12 protein-coding genes are annotated in these 14,232 nt (G+C 59.3%); 9 read left to right on the plus strand and 3 right to left on the minus strand.

Features of this window, described 5'->3' with window-relative positions; genetic code table 11:
• Window positions 1–5: 5 nt before the first annotated feature.
• The 3 genes from moaB (at window position 6) to AC2FJC_RS06550 (ending at window position 5,513) form a co-directional block, all read left to right on the plus strand.
• Entirely contained in the window at window positions 6–548 is a 543-nt protein-coding gene (moaB, locus tag AC2FJC_RS06540; RefSeq protein ID WP_496738871.1) for a molybdenum cofactor biosynthesis protein B, read from the plus strand.
• 106 nt (window positions 549–654) lie between these two features.
• On the plus strand, window positions 655–2,109 hold the full coding sequence (locus AC2FJC_RS06545) for an efflux RND transporter periplasmic adaptor subunit (RefSeq protein WP_496738872.1): 1,455 nt from the start codon (window positions 655–657) through the stop codon (window positions 2,107–2,109).
• Between the two features lie 5 nt (window positions 2,110–2,114).
• Window positions 2,115–5,513, plus strand: a complete 3,399-nt coding sequence (locus tag AC2FJC_RS06550) for an efflux RND transporter permease subunit (RefSeq protein ID WP_496738873.1) — start codon at window positions 2,115–2,117, stop codon at window positions 5,511–5,513.
• Here the strand turns inward: AC2FJC_RS06550 and AC2FJC_RS06555 are convergent.
• Both AC2FJC_RS06555 and AC2FJC_RS06560 read right to left on the minus strand, forming a co-directional pair.
• Window positions 5,510–5,929 (minus strand): NUDIX hydrolase, encoded by a 420-nt coding sequence (locus AC2FJC_RS06555; RefSeq protein ID WP_496738874.1) that lies wholly within the window; start codon window positions 5,927–5,929, stop codon window positions 5,510–5,512. The genes AC2FJC_RS06550 and AC2FJC_RS06555 overlap by 4 nt on opposite strands.
• Window positions 5,930–5,942: 13 nt before the next feature.
• Complete coding sequence (locus AC2FJC_RS06560) at window positions 5,943–6,749, minus strand: protein-disulfide reductase DsbD domain-containing protein (protein ID WP_496738875.1); 807 nt, start codon at window positions 6,747–6,749, stop codon at window positions 5,943–5,945.
• A gap of 145 nt (window positions 6,750–6,894) precedes the next feature.
• On the opposite strand from AC2FJC_RS06560, the gene AC2FJC_RS06565 reads away from it, so the two are divergent.
• On the plus strand, window positions 6,895–7,449 hold the full coding sequence (locus AC2FJC_RS06565) for a YqgE/AlgH family protein (protein ID WP_109312945.1): 555 nt from the start codon (window positions 6,895–6,897) through the stop codon (window positions 7,447–7,449).
• Here the strand turns inward: AC2FJC_RS06565 and AC2FJC_RS06570 are convergent, their stop codons facing one another.
• Window positions 7,450–8,400, minus strand: a complete 951-nt coding sequence (locus AC2FJC_RS06570; protein ID WP_496738876.1) for an L-threonylcarbamoyladenylate synthase — start codon at window positions 8,398–8,400, stop codon at window positions 7,450–7,452.
• Between the two features lie 137 nt (window positions 8,401–8,537).
• On the opposite strand from AC2FJC_RS06570, the gene AC2FJC_RS06575 reads away from it, so the two are divergent.
• From AC2FJC_RS06575 to AC2FJC_RS06595, 5 genes are all read left to right on the plus strand, one after another.
• A complete protein-coding gene (locus AC2FJC_RS06575; protein ID WP_282120078.1) occupies window positions 8,538–10,241 on the plus strand; it encodes an acyl-CoA dehydrogenase family protein in 1,704 nt (567 codons plus the stop codon).
• Window positions 10,241–11,287, plus strand: coding sequence for an MBL fold metallo-hydrolase (locus tag AC2FJC_RS06580; protein WP_282120079.1), 1,047 nt, complete (start codon window positions 10,241–10,243; stop codon window positions 11,285–11,287). The genes AC2FJC_RS06575 and AC2FJC_RS06580 overlap by 1 nt, the downstream gene beginning before the upstream one ends.
• 4 nt (window positions 11,288–11,291) lie before the next feature.
• On the plus strand, window positions 11,292–11,744 hold the full coding sequence (locus AC2FJC_RS06585) for a DUF6173 family protein (protein WP_058273581.1): 453 nt from the start codon (window positions 11,292–11,294) through the stop codon (window positions 11,742–11,744).
• A gap of 64 nt (window positions 11,745–11,808) precedes the next feature.
• Entirely contained in the window at window positions 11,809–13,647 is a 1,839-nt protein-coding gene (locus tag AC2FJC_RS06590) for a glycerophosphodiester phosphodiesterase (protein WP_496738877.1), read from the plus strand.
• Entirely contained in the window at window positions 13,634–14,194 is a 561-nt protein-coding gene (locus AC2FJC_RS06595; protein ID WP_496738878.1) for a hypothetical protein, read from the plus strand. The genes AC2FJC_RS06590 and AC2FJC_RS06595 overlap by 14 nt, the downstream gene beginning before the upstream one ends.
• Window positions 14,195–14,232: the final 38 nt, after the last annotated feature.

The following is a 14,232-nucleotide window of genomic DNA, read 5'->3' on the forward strand; positions in this document are numbered from 1 at the left end:
CGAACATGTCGCGCATTGATGAAACCAAAGATTTCATTCCGGTCCGTATCGCCGTGCTTACCGTTTCGGACACGCGGTCGATGGATGAGGACAAATCCGGCCAGACACTTGTTGATCGCATCGAAGGGGCAGGGCACAGGGTTGCCGATCGCCGCATCATACAGGATGAGCGCACCCAGATCGCCGAACAGTTACGTGTCTGGATCGCGGATCCTGAGATAGACGTGGTGATTTCAACCGGTGGTACGGGCCTGACGGGCCGCGACGTAACGGTCGAAGCGCATCGCGATGTCTATGAGAAGGAAATCGAGGCTTTCGGCACGGTGTTCACAATCGTTTCAATGGAGAAGATTGGTACGTCGGCCGTGCAATCACGTGCGACCGGTGGGGTCGCAGGCGGCACATATCTATTTGCATTGCCCGGCAGCCCGGGCGCTTGCAAGGACGCCTGGGACGGCATTTTGGAAAAACAGTTCGACTACCGCCACCGTCCCTGCAATTTCGTCGAAATAATGCCCAGATTGGACGAACATTTGCGACGGAAGTAGACTGGCCGCACGTTAAACCGTTCATAACCGCTTTGTGGCTTGGCATTTTTTTCTGCCCAGCTACCTTTTGCTAATGGCAGCCTGATGCAACCGGGGTGAATTTTATATGCGATTTCTGAGGCAAAGCCTTGTTGGAGTCTTTTTGACGTCGTTGACAGTGGCCCTGTTGTTTGTGGCGGCGCAGATGATTTCGGGCGCCGTGCAAGACGTTCTGACACGGGAGGAGTCGGCTCCGCAGGCGCGCGAGCGTGTCTTTGCCGTTTCTGTTCGGTCTGCGGAATTGGAGACCGTCACCCCATATCTTGAAGCCTTCGGCGAAGTTCAAAGCCGTCGCAGGTTAGAGTTGCGCGCCGCGCTGGGCGGGCGTGTTGTCGGGCTGGCTGAAGATTTTGAAGATGGCGGTGTGGTAACAACAGGCGAAGTTCTGGTTGAACTTGATCCCGCGGACGCCCAGTCCGCACTGGACCGGGCAAAATCCGATTTGTTGGACGCGCAGTTTGAAGAGCGTGACGCGGAGCGGTCGCTGCTGCTGGCGCAGGACGAGTTGAACTCGGCTGAGGCGCAGGCGGAGCTGCGCGGGCGCGCCTTGCAGCGCCAACAGGATTTACAGACCCGCGGAGTTGGGGCCGCAGCATCTGTGGAAGAAGCCGAGCTGGCCAAGGCTGCCGCGCAGCAGGCGGTGCTGGCGCGGCGGATTGCGCTGGCCCAGGCAGAATCCCGCGTCGATCAGGCGACCACCCTGTTGTCACGAGCCCGCATTGCGCTTGAGGCGGCTGAACGCGATCTGGATGATATGACAATCCGCGCCCGGTTCGGGGGCACATTGACGGATGTAACACTGGTCGAAGGACGGCTTGTGTCCGCGAACGAAAAGTTGGCGGAGCTTGTCGACCCCAATGCGTTGGAGGTGGCATTCCGGGTCTCAACCGCGCAATACGTCCGATTGCTGGATGCAGACGGTGATCTGATCGACGCGCCAGTGACTATCTCGCTTGAGGTCACAGGCACCGACCTGACCGCGCAAGGCCGCATTAGCCGCGACAGCGGATCGGCGGGCGAAGGGCAGACCGGGCGTTTGATCTATGCCCGACTGGATGAGGCGTCGGGGTTCAAGCCAGGCGATTTTGTTACCGTCACAGTGCAGGAACAACCGCTGGACAACGTAGTACTGCTGCCGTCTTCGGTTCTTGATGCTGTTGGCACAGTGTTGGTGCTGGATGAGAATGACAGGCTCGAAGCGCTGCCAGTCCAGCTGATCCGCCGTCAGGGCGACGAGGTCTTGTTGCGCGGCGAAGGTTTGGTTGGGCGTGAGGTCGTGATAGGCCGTACGCCGCTGCTGGGGTCGGGCGTGCGTGTCCGGCCCCTGCGGATAGATGATAGCGCCGGGGCCGCACCGGATATGGTTGAGCTGTCTGTGGAACAGCGCGCTAAGTTGGTCGCTCAGGTTGAGGCCAGCACCCGCATGCCAAAGGACGTCAAAGAACGGGTTCTGGGTCAGTTGAGCGAGGCCAAGGTGCCCGCCTCGCTTGTCCAGCGGCTTGAAAACAGGGCGGGGGGCTAAGCGCCATGATGCGCGAGATCCCCGGCGCGGCAGGCGGCATACTTAGTTACTTCACGCGTCACAAAACAGTGGCAAACCTGCTGCTGCTGGTGATGCTGGTCCTGGGCGCAGCGGCAATCCCGAACATGCGGGCACAGTTCTTTCCGGATGTGATCCTGGAGCGCGTCGACGTGAGTGTGGACTGGGATGGGGCCGGTCCCGAAGATGTGGACAACGGTATCGTTCAGGTGCTTGAGCCCGCCTTGCTGGCGGTCGAGGGTGTCGCCAGCACCGAGTCCACGTCACGCGAGGGGCGCGCCAGCATTCGGCTCGAGTTCGAGCCAAACTGGGACATGTCCCGCGCCGTCGAAGAAGTACGGACCGCCGTCGACAGTGTCACCAGCCTACCCGACGATGCCGAAGAACCAACAATCCGGCGGGGTGCCTGGCGGGACCGGGTTACAGATGTGGTTGTCACCGGGCCTGTCGATCCTGATCAGCTGGCCAAGTTCACGGACGAGTTGATCAACCGTCTTTTCGCAGTCGGGGTTACCCGTACCACGATTCGGGGGCTTGCTGCGCCGCGCATCGTGGTCGAGATACCGACCGCCCAACTGATTGCCAACGACATCACCCTGTCCGAGGTCGCGTCGGCTGTCGCGGCCGAGGTCAATGCAAACCCAGCAGGTGATGTGACTGGCGCGAATGCCCGTATTCGCACGGGTACGGAAAAGCGCACACCCGAAGAAATCGAAGGTATCGCCCTGCGCAATTTTGCGGATGGGTCCAAGTTGCTGGTGGGCGATGTCGCCCAGATCCGGGTCGAAGGGGTCAACCGCAATCGCAGCTACTTTGTGGGCGAAAATCCGGCAATGTCGGTGCGGGTAGATCGCTCAAACCTGGGTGACGCGATCGAAATCCAGCACGCGGTAGAAGACGTTGTGAGGGAAATGCAGGCCAGCGTTCCCGAAGGGGTGACGATCGAGCTGATCAGAACCCGCGCTCAGGCGATCACCGACCGTCTGGATATTCTGGTCGACAACGGCCTTGTTGGCTTGGGCCTGGTGGTCTGTCTGCTGTTTTTGTTCCTGAATGCGCGGATCGCCTTTTGGGTCGCAGCAGGTATTCCGGTTGCCATGTCTGCCGCGATCGCCTTCATGTATATCGGCGGGCTGTCCATCAACATGGTGTCCCTGTTCGGCCTGATCATCACGCTGGGCATTGTTGTGGATGACGCCATCGTCGTGGGCGAGCACGCTGATTTCCGCGCGCGCCGGCTGGGTGAGGCACCGATGGTGGCTGCCGAACGGGCGGCACGGCGTATGGCGATGCCGGTTTTTGCGGCGACCCTGACGACGGTGATTGCCTTTTTTGGTCTGACCCTGGTTGGCGGCCGGTTTGGCGAGTTGATCCGCGACATCCCCTTTACGGTGATCGCGGTGTTGATTGCCTCACTGATCGAATGCTTCCTCATTTTGCCAAACCACATGGCGCATGCCATCGCGCATTCCACCAAAGAACACTGGTATGATCTGCCCAACCGCGTGGTCAATCGTGGGTTCCGCTGGGTGCGGGACCATTTGTTCCGCCCATTGATCGCCTGGGTCGTATGGGCGCGCTATGTGGTGGTCGCATTGATGGTGGTGGTCCTGGCCAGTCAGATTGCCCTCTTCATTCGCGGCGACGTGAACTGGCGGTTCTTTAACGCACCCGAGCGTGGCTCGGTCACGGGCAACTTCATAATGGTCGAAGGCGCCACCCGCGCCGAGACTGTGGCCATGATGCACGAGTTGCAGCGCGCTACCGAAGAGTTGGGCCAAATCTATGAAGACCGCCACGGTCGCAACCCGATCGACTATGTTCTGGCCGAGGTTGGCGGATCCGCAGGTTGGGGGCTGGCTGCTGCCGATGGTAAAGATGCTGATTTGCTGGGTGGTATTTCTATCGAGCTGATTGATGCGGATCTGCGCCCCTATTCCAGCTTTGAGTTTGTGGGTGAGTTGCAGGATTTTGTTCCGCGCCACCCGAAGGTCGAACTGCTCAGCTTCCGGGGCTGGCGCTCTGGGCCCGGTGGCGATGCAATTGACGTTCAGTTCTATGGCGCGGATGTGAATACGCTCAAATCCGCTTCCGAGGATTTGCAGACCGAGTTGTCAAAATACGCCGAGGTTTCGGCGCTGGAAGACAACCTTGCCTATGACAAGGAAGAGTACATTCTGGATCTGACAGCCCAGGGTCAGTCGCTGGGGTTTAGGATCGAAACGCTGGGACGCGTCTTGCGCGACCGGTTAAATGGCATTGAGGCGGCGACCTTCCCGGACGGCCCGCGTAGTGCCGAGATCAGGGTTGAACTGCCCGAAGGAGAGCTGACCGCCGACTTTCTGGAACGCACTCTGATGCGCACGCCGGACGGCGTTTATGTACCGCTGGCCGATATCGTGTCGGTCGAGCGGAAATCCGGCTTCTCGACCGTCCGGCGCGAAAATGGCCTGCGTGTAATCTCGGTAAACGGTGACATATCGGAAGATGACCCGACGCGCGCGGTTGAGATTGCACGTGCCATGGGCGAGGAAATCCTGCCAAAAATTGCCTCGGAACGGCAGGTCGAATGGCGCATGGCCGGTTTGAGCGAACAGGAAGATGAGTTCCTGTCCGAGGCCCGTACTGGTCTGATCCTGTGCCTGACAGGGATCTATCTTGTACTGGCCTGGGTCTTTGCCAGCTGGACGCGGCCACTGGTGGTGATGGCGATTATTCCCTTTGGATTGGTCGGCGCGATATGGGGACACTATCTGTGGGACGTCCCGCTGAGCATGTTCACGGTTGTCGGTTTGCTGGGGATGACGGGGATCATCATCAACGACTCGATTGTTTTGGTGACCACCATCGACGATTACCAGAAAGAGCGCGGGCTTGTGCCTTCGATAGTTGAAGGCACCGCAGACCGGTTGCGGCCTGTGATGCTGACGACGCTGACCACGGTTCTGGGGCTGACCCCGTTACTGTACGAAGGGTCGCAGCAGGCGCAGTTTCTCAAACCCACAGTCATTACTTTGGTCTATGGGCTGGGCTTTGGAATGTTGCTGGTCCTGCTGCTAGTCCCGGCGTTGCTTGCGATTCTGAACGATCTGTCCCGCCCAATGACCGCGATGCGTCGGGCGGCACGTGCCCCGGACCGTGTGGTGCAGTGGACGTTGGCGTGTTCGGGCCTCGCCTTGCTTTCATGGTTTACGGTCACGATGGTGTGGCCCGCAATTTACGGCGCGCCCATCGGGTTCTTGTCCGGGCTTTATGCGGGCGAGGATGGCATGGCTATTCTTCGGATGGGCTTAGGCGCATTCGTGACAGGTGCTGCGCTGATACTGTTCCTCAGCGTGGCAGTCTCTGGCTTGCTTTATACCCGGCTCAAAAGGCCCGCGACCTAAGTCCGGCGCAGGGCGGTTTCCAGCAGATCGACGACGCGGTTGCTCATCTCCAGTTCGCCGCGGCGGATCTGGTCCACCGGGAACCAGCGAGCATCGCGCGCATCGTCACCGGCCACGGGCGTGCCGGATTGATACTGACAAGCCACCCCAACCAGCAGGTAGTGCGTCTGGACGTCGCCGTTTGCGTCCCAGCGCAGCAGATCGAGATTGTCCAGATAGAGCAGTGGTTCTGCGATGATTGAGGTTTCCTCGCGCAGCTCTCTTCGCGCGGCTTGCAGAACGGTCTCGCCCCATTCCACATGGCCACCGGGAAAGCCCCACAAGCCAGCATCGGGTTGCTTGCTGCGCTGCACCAGAAGCACATGGTCCTGATGCAGAACAACCGCCAAGGCGCCGATTTTCGGGGTTTGCGTCATGAAATCACCGGGCTCAGCCTGTGCTGCAGCCCTGAATGTCGACCGCGTGATTTGCACCCAGGACAGTGATACGGATTTCCGATCGGTCCAGCGCAAATGGCCCTCCGGATGCGTTGATTACCTCGGAGGTTGCGACCAGAGTATTGCCCGTCCGCCTTGTCTGCGTCTGAGAGGCCCAGAGAGCAGGATTGCCCGGTTCGATCACCGCAACCTCCCGCCCGCCGGCAGAAGGCATGGTCACCCGTGCCTCGATCTGCATCCCGTCGGCTGTTGGCGACAGGTGACAGCTTGCCTGGGCCACGTTGGCTTCTCGTTCAGAAAAGGGTCTCTGGGCAAGCGCTGCGGCGATGGTCGGGTTGCGCCCGGCTTCTGCGTCCAGAGTATGGTCAAATTCCAGTTGTTCGGGGATACAGACATCCTTGCAGACGCCGAGATCCATTGTTCCTTGCAGCCGTACGGGCCGCGCCGGGTTTTTCGGCGTGATCTCGACCGGCAGAACCAGTTGGTTTTCATAGCCGATCGATTGCAGCCCGTTCTGGTCAAAGACATCCGGTGCGGGCCACGTAATCGACACATCGCCAACATTGTCCGAGCGGTTCCAGTTGAATTCCGGTGGGATTCCAGCATCCCCCGGCGCACGCCAATAGGTTTTCCAACCGTCTTTCAGCGTCACGCGCACGGCGCTTAAATATGTACCCTTCGCTGTACGTCCGCCGTCCAGAATGTCCAACTCAGCAACAGGGCCTTTTACCTGCGCTGTCGCAGGTAAGGCCACGCCGATGGTAAGGGCGATCGCCGGAAATATCTTTTTAACGCTCATGGTTCATAAATGCGCGGTTGCGGAGCAGATTCCAAGTCACGTTCCGGTCACTGGGATGAAATCTGCGGAAATGTGCTCTGATCCCTTGCCATTCCGGGTGACCAAAGGTCATTGTTGAAACAGACCTGCTAAGAGATGTCGGCCCATGGATCTTACCGGAAAACTGTTGATTGCGATGCCCGGCATGGGCGATCCGCGTTTTGACCATTCAGTGGTGTATCTGTGCAGCCATGGTGAAGATGGTGCTATGGGGTTGATTATCAACAAACCTTCGGACTTGCGGCTGAAAACTCTGTTGAGTCAGCTCAACATCCCTTGCCGGATTCCGGTCGTGGGTGAACGTTTGGTCCATTTCGGCGGCCCGGTTGAGATGTCGCGTGGTTTTGTCCTGCATAGCTCGGATTACGAGGCCAACTTGCATTCCATGCACATCACGGATGAGTTCAGCATGACCGCAACGCTGGATATCCTCGAGGATCTTGCCTCGGGGCGCGGGCCTTTGAACTCCACTTTGGTGCTAGGCTATTCAGGCTGGGGGCCCGGTCAGCTTGAGGATGAGATTGCGATGAACGGCTGGCTCACGACCGAGGCGTCGTCCAAGCTGGTCTTCGATGTAGCCGACGATGAAAAATGGGGAGGTGCGCTTGCGACTTTGGGCGTTGACCCCTTGATCCTGTCAGCCGAGTCCGGGCGCGCCTGATCAGCCGTTACGCGGGGCCGCAGCGCGGCGCAGACGGTCGTTAATGGCCGCACCCAAACCATGTATCGGAATGGGCGTCACAGCAATTGGTCTGCCGGTGTCATTCAGGCTGTGCAGCGCGGCGAACAGGTTGGAAGCGGCCTCGGCAAGATCACCTTTCGCTGACAGGTTCAGATCGCAGTCTACCGCGCCAAACCCTAGCAGAACTTCGTCGCCTTGGGCGGTGCCGGCGTTCAGACGAACGGGCGCATCCGGCGCATAATGCGATTGCAACTGACCGGGCGCGTTCAGCGCATCACCCGGTTGGTGGTGGTGCAACTGAGTCTTCAGAACCACCTCGATCTGTTCCAGCGCAACACCGCCGGGGCGCAAAAGGGCAGGCTCGCCCGCTAGACCCACAATGGTGCTTTCCAATCCGACCCCGCATGGTCCGTCATCCAACACCGCGGCGATGCGCCCATTCAACCCGGACAGGACGTGCGCGGCGGTCGTTGGGCTGATTTGTCCGGATGGGTTGGCAGAAGGCGCGGCGACCGGGCCGTCAAACTCGGACAGCAACGCGCGCGCCGTAGGATGGGCTGGAACCCGCACCGCGAGCGTGTCCAGCCCGGCAGTTACCAGCGAGGATATCCCGTGATCCGGCCGCAGCGGCAACACCAATGTCAGCGGCCCGGGCCAGAACGCGGCCGCCAAAGCCTCGGCATTATCGGACCATGTCACGAAACGCCGTGCAGCTTCGGCCGAAGCTACATGCGCAATCAGCGGGTTAAAACTGGGTCGTCCCTTGGCGGCATAGATGCTTGCCACTGCTTCTCCGTTACGGGCATCGCCGCCCAGGCCGTAGACCGTCTCGGTCGGGAAAGCCACCAGAAGACCCTGGCGCAGCAAGTCTGCCGCCTGCGCGATTCCGGCAGGATCGGCGTTTAATGTCAGAGTGCCGTTGGGGATCATTGGTGGTGACGCCGCGTTTTGATTGCGTATAGCATTTAGACCGATACCTAATCGGTGGAACCCAGATGCATAAAGGTGGGCGGTGGAAATTCCAAGCCCGTCAGCGTAAACGCAATCAGACAGCCCAGAGGGAAGACATGCCATATCGCGCCCCAATCTCTGATTATGAATTCTTGTTCCGCCACGCGGTCAATTTTGACAAGATCGCTGCCACCGAGAAGTTCTCGGAAGCCAGCGACGATGTGGTCAGTGCCATTCTGACCGAAGCCGGAAAACTTTGCGAAGAGGTGATGGCCCCTCTGCAACGCCCCGGTGATCTTGAGCCCGCGCGCTTGGAAAACGGCGTGCTGCGTACCTCGACCGGGTATGCTGATGGCTGGAAAGCCATAGCCGAAGGCGGCTGGGTCGGGATGAGCGGTGATCCGGAATATGGCGGCATGGGTCTGCCGATGACGCTGACCACCGCCGTGAACGAGATGATGTCGGCCTCCTGCTTGTCGCTGCAACTTGCGCCGCTGATGACACAGGGCCAGATCGAAGCGCTGGAACATCACGCCAGCGATGAGCTCAAGGCGCTGTATTTGCCTAAGATGATGGCAGGTGAATGGTCTGGTACCATGAACCTGACCGAACCACAGGCCGGGTCGGATGTGGGTGCGTTGACTTCGAAAGCCGAAGCCAATGGGGATGGCACCTTTTCTGTGACAGGGCAGAAAATCTTTATCTCATGGGGTGACAACGATTTTGCTGAGAATGTCTGCCATTTGGTACTGGCGCGCCTGCCAGATGGCGTTCCCGGAACCAAGGGCATTTCGCTGTTCCTGGTGCCCAAGCTGCTGCCGGATGAGAACGGCAATCCCGGTGTGGCCAATGATCTGAAGGTCGTATCGGTCGAGCACAAGATGGGCCTGCACGGCTCACCAACTTGCGTGATGCAGTTTGACGGTGCCAAAGGCTGGCTTGTAGGCAAGGAACATGGCGGCATGGCCGCGATGTTCACCATGATGAACAACGCGCGCCTAGGTGTTGGCGGTCAGGGCGTGGGTGCAGCCGAAGGTGCCTATCAGCACGCGCTGGCCTATGCGTTGGAGCGGAAACAGGGCAAAACCCCCTCGGGCACCATTATCGACCACGCGGATGTGCGTCGGATGTTAATGAGCATGCGTGCTGACACTTTCGCTGCGCGTGCGATTATGCTGGCCAACGCCGCGGCCATCGATATGGCAAATGCAACGGGCGACGCCGATTGGATGTCTCGTGCCGCTCTTTTGACGCCGATTGGCAAGGTTTTTGGCACCGAGACGGGAATGCGCGTATCTGAGACCGGTGTTCAGGTACATGGCGGTATGGGCTTCATCGAGGAATCCGGTGCTGCTCAGTATTATCGCGACGTCCGCGTGACCGCGATCTACGAAGGCACCAACGGTATTCAGGCGATGGATTTGGTGGCGCGCAAGATGATGGATGGCGGCGAAGCAGCCTCGCGCCTACTGGACGAGATCGAAGATCATGCTGAACAGGCGCGGGCGACGATGCCCGAACTGGCTGGCCCGGTTTGGGAAGCGACCGAAAGCTTGCGCGAGACGACCGAGTGGATGGTGGCGCAGTCTGATATGAACAATCGGTTTGCCGGGGCGTTGCCGTATCTGCACGCCTTTGCCCGCGTTTTAGGTGCACATTACCACCTGAAGTCGGCTTTGGCTGAACCGGGTGGTCCGCGCTTCAAACTGGCCCGGTATTACATCAACGCGCTGTTGCCTGAATATGCTGGGCTGCTTGTTCAAGCACAGAACGGGGCAGATGATGTATTCGGGCTCAGCGCCGAGGAGTTTGTATCCTGATGGACGGAGATACCCCTTTGGCAATCAGATATCCCTGGTCAGAGCCTCCGGCCGAGGGCGAGGCGACCGAGATTGCCGAAGGTGTTCTGTGGATGCGTTTGCCGCTGCCCATGGCGCTGGATCACGTTAACGTTTATGCGCTGGACGATGGGGACGGCTGGACCGTGATCGACACAGGAATGTCGTCGAACAAAACACGGCGCATCTGGGAAAAGCTGATGGCAGGCCCGTTGGCGGGCAAGCCGATCACGCGGGTGGTTGTGACCCACCATCACCCGGATCACGTGGGCAATGCGGGTTGGTTTCAATCCGAGCATGGTGTGGAACTGGTGGCGTCGCGCACCGCCTGGCTGTTTTCGCGGATGCTGCAACTGGATGTTCAGGAAAGTTGGCCCCAGGAGACGCTGGACTATTACCGCAGTGCAGGAATGGCACCCAACGTGCTGGCCAAGCGGATGGCCGAGCGCCCCTTCAATTATTGCGACACAGTTTATCCGATGCCGCTGGGTTTCATCCGGATCAAGCAAGGCAGTGTGATCCGCATGGGTGGGCGCGACTGGGATGTTCATATGGGCAATGGCCATGCCCCCGAACACGCGACATTCTGGAGCCGCGACGACAATCTGGTGATCACCGGCGATCAGATCCTCAGTTCGATCAGTCCCAACCTGGGTGTCTATGTCACCGAACCTTTGGCGGATCCGGTTGCTGAATGGCTTGAGGCCTGCGAGCGGCTTCAGGGGCTGGCGCGACCCGATCATCTGGTGCTGGGCGGGCACAAGCTGCCATTCACCGGGCTGCCCATCCGGATGAGGCAACTGATCGACAACCACCACAGTGCATTGGATCGTTTGGAAAAGTATTTGGACCAGCCCAAGACCGCTGCCGACTGTTTCATGCCCTTGTTCAAACGGCAGATCAGCGGTGGCGAGTATGGGCTTGCGCTGGTCGAAGCGGTTGCACATCTGAACCATCTTTACCACATTGGAGCTGTCACCCGGACGCGCCGCGCGGACGGGGCGTGGGAGTTTCAGCGCAAAGGGTAAAGCTATGCAGGATCAGATCGAAACCTCGGCCGAGGCCGCCGAAGCCGCAGCTTTGCCGCGCTGCTACGAAGTGCATTCCGACCCCGAAGCAAAGTCAGGCGCAAAAGACCTGCCCGGTCCGTTGCAAAAACCGGTTGAAACAAAAAGCCCCGCGCAATGGGCGTATGAACGTCTGATCCTCTATATCCAGAATTTCGAGAAGACCCTGACAGGCGACCAAGAGGTTGCGATGGGATTCACCGGCGGCGACGCAGGCGTCATGCGGATCGAGGGGATGGGGTATTTTGATCCCGATATCATCACCTTTTATGGGTCCGATGCGACCGGCGCGCGCACTCAGCTTGTACAACATGTCAGCCAGCTGAACGTGATGCTGCGGGCCCTGCCCAAATCGGTTGAGGATAAACCTGCCAACCGGATCGGGTTCCGTCTGGCGGCGGATCTGGAAGAAAGCTGATCACCTGACTTGCAATTCACGTCTGCGCAGCCTTGAATGAGTCCACCATTAAAGGGGGCCTCACGTGACCACTTTCTCTGCCGTTACAAGTGCCTACAAAGGATCGTGGGCCCGCCGCCGTGTATTTGTGCCTATCTATCTTGTTGTGCGCCTGCTGTTGGTTGCGCTGATTGCGCCCGGCGTGGCGATCACGGTGAATCTTGCCGTATCGCTGTCCAACCAGACGGCGCTGACTGATCAGGCGATCGCTGCATTCATCCTCTCACCTGCCGGGTTTATTGCGGCCGTTGTGGTTCTCAGCCTGTTTCTACTGGCCGAGGTGTTTGTCTTCTCGGTCATGGCCGGGTCGCTGCGGATGGCAGAGCCGGACCCATGGCGCGCCGGCAGTTCTTCGATCAGGCTGATCCTGTCGCGGCTTCCATCCCTGTTTGGATTTGCGGTGCGCTTTGTTGTGCGGGTTTTGCTGTTGGTTCTGCCCTTTGCGATCGTTTCTGCCGTGATCGCGTGGTGGACGCTGACTGAGTATGACATCAACTATTATCTGACCTTCCACCCGCCCTCATTCTGGGTGGCTGTGGTGCTGATCGGGGCGGTTGCGCTGGCTATGGCTTGGGTGTTGATCCGACGCCTGTCAGCCTGGGCTTTGTCGCTGCATTTGGTTTTGTTCGAGGGCGTTCACCCCGGACATGCGTTTGGCATCAGCGCCAGTCGGATGGAAGGTAAGCGCGGACGCCTCAAGATAGAGCTGGCCATCTGGCTGGCTGTGCGCCTTATCATCGCCGCCGTGATCGCCTGGTTGGCCGGGCTTTTGTTCGCGCTGGTGCCGCTGCAAGGCGCAGCCAACCTGAGATTGGCCCTGATTTACAGCCTTGCCGTTGCCGGTATCTGGTCACTGGCCGGACTGGTATTGGCAGCCACGGCTCTGGGCGCACTGGCAGTGCTGCTCGATGGGTTCTTTGATATCCAGACATCAGAACCAACCCCTCCAAAGCCGCGCAACCTGCGCAGAACAATGGTTACGGCTGTTGGGGCCGCCATCGTTGCTGTTCTTGTTGGGATTTGGTTCGGGCAGCACCTTCTGGAAAGGGTGCAGGCACCGGACCGCGCAGAGGTTATCGGTCATCGCGGCGCTGCCGCGCTGAAGCCAGAAAACACGATGGCCTCGGTTCTCAAGGCGATTGAGGACGGGGCCGACTGGGTTGAGATCGACGTACAGGAAACAGCGGATGATGTAGTCATCGTCGCCCATGACAGTGATTTCATGAAACTGGCCGGTGTTAACCTAAAGGTGTGGGATGCCACGATGGAGGATATCGATCAGATCGACATCGGCAGCTGGTTTGGCCCTGAATACGCAGATGAGCGGACGCCGACGTTGCGTGATGTGCTGGAGGCCGCGAAGGGCAAGGCCAAGGTCATTATCGAACTGAAATACTACGGCCACGACGTAGACCTTGAGAATAGGGTTGTCGCCCTCGTCGAAGAGTTGGGCATGCAGGACGACATTGCAACGATGTCGCTAAAATACCCGGCAGTGCAAAAGATGAAGACGATTCGCCCCGACTGGCGCGCTGGTGTTCTGGCCGCGACTGCTGTGGGTGATCTGTCGGGTCTCGAAGGTGATTTTGTTGCGGTGAACGCCGCGATGGCGACGCCGGGCTTGGTCAATTCGGTCCATGCGGCGGGTAAGGACATCTATGTCTGGACAGTGAATGATCCGCTGCAAATGTCGGCGATGGCGTCGATGGGGGTGGATGGGCTGATCACGGACCGACCAGCGATGGCAAATGAAGTTCTGCGTGTGCGCGCCGAATTGGGGCCGGCAGAGCGGTTGTTGTTATGGCTGGCGACGACCTTTGGCATGTCCTTTGATACTGAGGCGATGCGCGATGAAAGCCCTTAATCTGGCGGCAATCCTTTTGGCGAGTGCCGCGCCAGCCTTCGCGCAAGACGTCATGCGCAGCTTTGAGCTACCAGCACATCGCGCCCTGATGGCGGAGCGCAGTAGCGCAGAGTTGACCCCGTTTGAAACGGATGGCTGTTCGGGTGGTCTTTCGGCCAGTTGGCGCTTTGTGGCGGATACGTTCCCCAGCTTTCGGGGGCTGTATGAGGCGCACCCACCGTGGGAATACTGCTGTGTGACCCATGATCGCGCCTATCACCATGCTGGCGGGGCTTTGCGGGCCGAAGACAGCTATGACGCGCGCTTGTCCGCGGACGACACCTTGCGTGCTTGCGTCAAACAGCATGGAACAGACCATGCCGAGGAATATGCCGAGCGCTATGACATGACGGCCGAACAAATCCGTACTGCTCATTCTGTCACGGCCGAGGCGATGTACGCGGCGGTCCGATTTGGCGGCGGCCCCTGTTCGGGCCTGCCCTGGCGTTGGGGTTATGGGTATCCGGGGTGCTCGGTGTTCCCACCTTTGGCCCCTGCGCGCGAATGACGTGGTGACAGGCCCCGGATTTTCCATTATCCAACATT

The sequence above is a fragment of the Ruegeria sp. CDSB117 genome, from assembly GCF_059611005.1.

Excerpts from the sequence above, each read along its gene's own strand:
- AC2FJC_RS06550 (WP_496738873.1), top strand. The coding sequence starts at position 2,115 with ATGATGCGCGAGATCCCCGGCGCGGCAGGCGGCATACTTAGTTACTTC.
- AC2FJC_RS06575 (WP_282120078.1), top strand. The coding sequence starts at position 8,538 with ATGCCATATCGCGCCCCAATCTCTGATTATGAATTCTTGTTCCGCCAC.
- AC2FJC_RS06565 (WP_109312945.1), top strand. The coding sequence starts at position 6,895 with ATGGATCTTACCGGAAAACTGTTGATTGCGATGCCCGGCATGGGCGAT.
- AC2FJC_RS06580 (WP_282120079.1), top strand. The coding sequence starts at position 10,241 with ATGGACGGAGATACCCCTTTGGCAATCAGATATCCCTGGTCAGAGCCT.
- AC2FJC_RS06545 (WP_496738872.1), top strand. The coding sequence starts at position 655 with ATGCGATTTCTGAGGCAAAGCCTTGTTGGAGTCTTTTTGACGTCGTTG.
- AC2FJC_RS06585 (WP_058273581.1), top strand. The coding sequence starts at position 11,292 with ATGCAGGATCAGATCGAAACCTCGGCCGAGGCCGCCGAAGCCGCAGCT.
- AC2FJC_RS06555 (WP_496738874.1), bottom strand. The coding sequence starts at position 5,929 with ATGACGCAAACCCCGAAAATCGGCGCCTTGGCGGTTGTTCTGCATCAG.
- moaB (WP_496738871.1), top strand. The coding sequence starts at position 6 with ATGTCGCGCATTGATGAAACCAAAGATTTCATTCCGGTCCGTATCGCC.
- AC2FJC_RS06570 (WP_496738876.1), bottom strand. The coding sequence starts at position 8,400 with ATGATCCCCAACGGCACTCTGACATTAAACGCCGATCCTGCCGGAATC.
- AC2FJC_RS06560 (WP_496738875.1), bottom strand. The coding sequence starts at position 6,749 with ATGAGCGTTAAAAAGATATTTCCGGCGATCGCCCTTACCATCGGCGTG.
- AC2FJC_RS06595 (WP_496738878.1), top strand. The coding sequence starts at position 13,634 with ATGAAAGCCCTTAATCTGGCGGCAATCCTTTTGGCGAGTGCCGCGCCA.